The sequence below is a fragment of the Ferrovibrio sp. genome (assembly GCF_035304305.1).
GTDB lineage: Bacteria > Pseudomonadota > Alphaproteobacteria > Ferrovibrionales > Ferrovibrionaceae > Ferrovibrio.
Genome location: NZ_DATGQG010000106.1, coordinates 1 through 3,616, shown reverse-complemented (window position 1 = coordinate 3,616; position 3,616 = coordinate 1). Strand labels below are relative to the sequence as shown.

Below are 3,616 nucleotides of genomic sequence, written 5' to 3'. Positions count from 1 at the left end.
TGATCCTGTTGAACCGGGAAGGGAAACGCCGGGAATACCGGCAAAGGCGCGAAATATTAAGGTGTGGGCCGCAGCCCGGCAACCATGCCGCATCCGGGCACTTATGGAAGGCTCTCTCCCACTTCGGTCTTTTTTCGCCTGTCCGCCGGCGGATTGCGCACATGCTGTGTTGCCGAGTCGTCGGCGGCTGCTTCATCATCGGCCGCCTGCCCGGCGTCACATGGAACACGTTGCATGCACTACAGGGAAACAGGAAACGTCACCGGCAGGCCCGTGTTGCTGATTCATGGTTGGATGGCCGGCAGCACGGTCTGGGATGCGCTCCTGCCATCGCTTGACGGGCACAGGCTGGTCCTGCCCGAGCTTTGGCAGCAGCGCAACGGCCCGATTTCGCTCGGCGACCTGGCCACGGATCTGCTTGAACTCGTCGAACGCCTCGATCTTCGCGACTGCCACCTCGTCGGCCACAGCATGGGCGGCCAGCTCGCCTTGCTGCTCGCCGCCACGGCGCCCCAACGGTTCGCCTCGCTGGTGATGCTCAACCCGGTGCCGCTCGAAGGCCTGCCCTTGCCCGCCGAGGTGGCCGAACAGTTTCGCAAAGCCGGCGGCAGGCGCGACGCATTCGCCGGCATCCTGGATGCCTGCTGCCTTGCCCTTGCTCCCGAAGACCGGGACCGCCTGCTGGACGAGGCGATACGGATCGATCCCGAAGTGATCGCCGCGAGCTTCGATGCCTGGCAACAGGGCACGCACTGCGACAGCCTGCAGCAGGCTGGACTGCCCGTCACCGTGGTCGCCACCGACGATCCCTTCCTGCCGCCGGTGTTGCTGGAGGCGGCCGTGGTCCAGCGCCTGCCGAAGGCACGCCTGGCAACGATTCCCGGTTGCGGCCATTACCCGCAGATCGAAGCGCCACAGGCCGTGGCGAAGCTGCTGGCCGAGTCATGGCAATGAAGAAAGAAGACTGCGGCGCGCGGCTGCTCGCCGAAGCGTATGGGGATCTTTCCGCGGACGTGCTGCGCGAGCTGTTCTTCCGCGCGCCCACCGCACTGATCCTGGTCGATGCTGCCAGCGGTTGCCCGGTGGCGGCCAGCGAGCAGGCGCTGGCGTTGTTCGGCTTTGCCGGACAGTCCGCCGCCAGCATTCGGATGCAGGATTTCTGGGACGACGTCGACGAACGGCAACGCTTCCTCGCGACAGTGCGGGAAGGCCAGGTGCGTGGCTGGCGCATCCGCATGCGCAGGTCCGACGGTAGCCGTTTCTGGGCGCGCGTCTCCGCCCGGCTCATCAGCATCAATGGCCGCGCCGCGGTACTCAGCGCGGTCACCGACGTTTCCGACATCGTCGCGGCGGAGGAAGTGCTGCATCGGACACAGCAGACGCTGAGCACGCTGCTGGAAGCCTCGCCCTTCCCGCTGATCGTCACCCGCCTCGACAACGGCGTGATCCGCTACTGCAACCAGAAGGCGGCGGACATGTTCGAAACGCCGCTGTCGGGATTGATCGGGCACACCGCCCCCGAGTTCTACGTCAATCCCGAAGACCGCATTTCATTCGTGGAACGTCTGCGTGAGAACGGCCGCGTCGAGGGCTTCATTGCCTCGCTGCGCACCCAGGGCGGCGAACCCTTCTGGGCCATGCTGAGCGCCAGGGCCCTGGAGCTGAACGGCGAACCGGTGTTCATGGTGGCGTTCGCGGACGTCACCAGGCAGAAGGTCAAGGAAGAGGAATTGGCGACGCTGGCCTTTCGCGACAGCCTCACCAATGCCTACAACCGCCGCTATTTCATGGAAGCACTGCAGGCCGAGCTGCTGCGCGCAGAACGCTCCGGCGCTTATCCCGCTGTAGCGATGATCGACATCGATCACTTCAAGAGGCTGAACGACAGTTGTGGCCACGAAGCGGGCGACAGGGTGTTGAGGGAATTCACCGCGCTTGCCCAGGGAATGTTGCGCAAGTCCGATGTGCTGGCGCGCTACGGCGGCGAGGAATTCGCGCTGATGCTTCCGGAAACCGGACTGGCGGAAGCGGTCGTCATCGTCGATCGCATCCGCGAGGCGGCCAGTGCACATGCATTCGGCAACGAATACCGGATTTCGATCAGCGCCGGAGTTGCCCTTGCCACGAACGGCTGCAGCGCCGAACTCATCAAGGCCGCGGACGCAGCCCTGTACTGCGCGAAACGTGACGGTCGCAATCGCGTGAAGACTGCCGCAGATTCCCTCGGCAGCTAGCGGAAGACAGCGTCGCGCTGCACCAGCAGCTTCCAGCCGTCGCCCTCCCACTGCCAGACATGCAGAAAGCTGCCGATGGGCGCGCCTTCGGGATCTTCCGTCGGATGCAGCGAACCATAGGTATAAGCAAGGTCTCCGCTGCGCGCGAGGCCGCCGCCTGCCATCGTCCAGGTCCATGCCGGAGAGACTGATACCAGGGTTTCAACCGCGGCCTCGCGCCCTATCACCGGCAACCGGGCTTCCAGGTAAAGACGCATCTGCGCCGCGCCCATCACATCGATCGCATCCGCCACGCCGTCTGCCATGGCCTTCTCCCGCAGCGCCGCCTCGGCGGCCGCGAGCTCATCCATGCTCGCCGCCTCGCGAAATTGCGACAGTTGGTTGGCGGGCATGGCGGCAGGATCAAGCGCAGCAATGGCGACATCCGGTGCCGGATGGCTGATGCCGCCATCGATGCGCACTTTCCAGGCGCCGTCCGCCTGGCGTTCCCAGATGGAAATGAAATGCCCGTAGCCGCGCCGCTGCGGATCGGTCTGCGAGACCAGCGTGAACGGACCGGTGGACAGGCCGAAGTCGCCGGAGGCGGCTGCCAGCGTGAACGCGGAATACCAGTCCAGCGTCACCGGCGGGTTTTCCTGTGCGGCGTGCCAGGCGCGGGCGCCGGGACGCGGCAAGGGCTTGAACACCACCGCGTCATCGGCAAGGTGCGCCGCGAAAGCCGTATTCATGCCCTCCGCTACCGACTGCGCGGCGAAAGCGCGTTCAGCGGCGGCGATCTGCGCGGCGGGATGCCCGGGATGGGGTGAGGAAGCGGCAAGGACGAACAGCAGGGCGGCAAGGGACATGCGACTCTCCGGTGGCGGCGGCCCGATGCCGCCACCGTGAGTTCCAGCGGCAAGGCGAAAGGTTCAGCTGACCGCGAAAGGAATCGCGGTGACGTGACGATGGCCGGTGCCGCAGCCGCCCAGGCATGGACACTTCCTTTCAAGGCTGCATCCGCGCATGCGCCCGCTCATGCCGCCCGAGCGAAGCTCAGCCCTTCCTCGCCGTTCACGTCCAGGCGAATGACATCGCCCGGCCCGAACTCGCCCTGCAGGATGCGTTGCGCGAGCGGGTTTTCCAGCTGCTGCTGGATCGCGCGGCGCAGCGGACGGGCGCCATAGACCGGGTCAAAGCCCGCCTCGCCGAGCCTGTCCAGCGCCGCCTCGGAGATCTCCAGCTTCATGTCGCGCTCGGCAAGACGCTTGCGCAGGTAGCCCACCTGGATGTCGGTGATGCGGCGGATCTGCTCGCGGCCCAGCGGCCGGAACACCACCGTCTCATCGATGCGGTTGATGAACTCGGGGCGGAAGTGCTGGCCGACGATTTCCAGCACGGCGTTC

The 3,616-nt window shown here is 66.0% G+C and carries 3 protein-coding genes and 1 pseudogene; 2 read left to right on the top strand and 2 right to left on the bottom strand.

The window, feature by feature from the left end; translation table 11 throughout:
- Positions 1 to 234: 234 nt before the first annotated feature.
- Both VKZ87_RS12305 and VKZ87_RS12300 read left to right on the top strand, forming a co-directional pair.
- Complete coding sequence (locus VKZ87_RS12305) at positions 235 to 954, top strand: alpha/beta hydrolase (protein ID WP_324221553.1); 720 nt, start codon at positions 235 to 237, stop codon at positions 952 to 954.
- Positions 885 to 2,234 (top strand): diguanylate cyclase, encoded by a 1,350-nt coding sequence (locus tag VKZ87_RS12300; RefSeq protein WP_324221552.1) that lies wholly within the window; start codon positions 885 to 887, stop codon positions 2,232 to 2,234. The genes VKZ87_RS12305 and VKZ87_RS12300 overlap by 70 nt, the downstream gene beginning before the upstream one ends.
- On the opposite strand, the gene VKZ87_RS12295 is transcribed toward VKZ87_RS12300, so the two are convergent.
- Together VKZ87_RS12295 and VKZ87_RS12290 are read right to left on the bottom strand one after the other, a co-directional pair.
- Positions 2,231 to 3,079: a hypothetical protein gene (locus tag VKZ87_RS12295; protein ID WP_324221551.1), complete on the bottom strand. Its 849-nt coding sequence runs from the start codon at positions 3,077 to 3,079 to the stop codon at positions 2,231 to 2,233. The two genes, VKZ87_RS12300 and VKZ87_RS12295, sit on opposite strands and share 4 nt — an antisense overlap.
- 167 nt (positions 3,080 to 3,246) lie before the next feature.
- Positions 3,247 to 3,616 (bottom strand): annotated as a pseudogene (locus VKZ87_RS12290) (hypothetical protein); the annotation flags it as partial.

Excerpts from the sequence above, each read along its gene's own strand:
- VKZ87_RS12305 (WP_324221553.1), top strand. The coding sequence starts at position 235 with ATGCACTACAGGGAAACAGGAAACGTCACCGGCAGGCCCGTGTTGCTG.
- VKZ87_RS12295 (WP_324221551.1), bottom strand. The coding sequence starts at position 3,079 with ATGTCCCTTGCCGCCCTGCTGTTCGTCCTTGCCGCTTCCTCACCCCAT.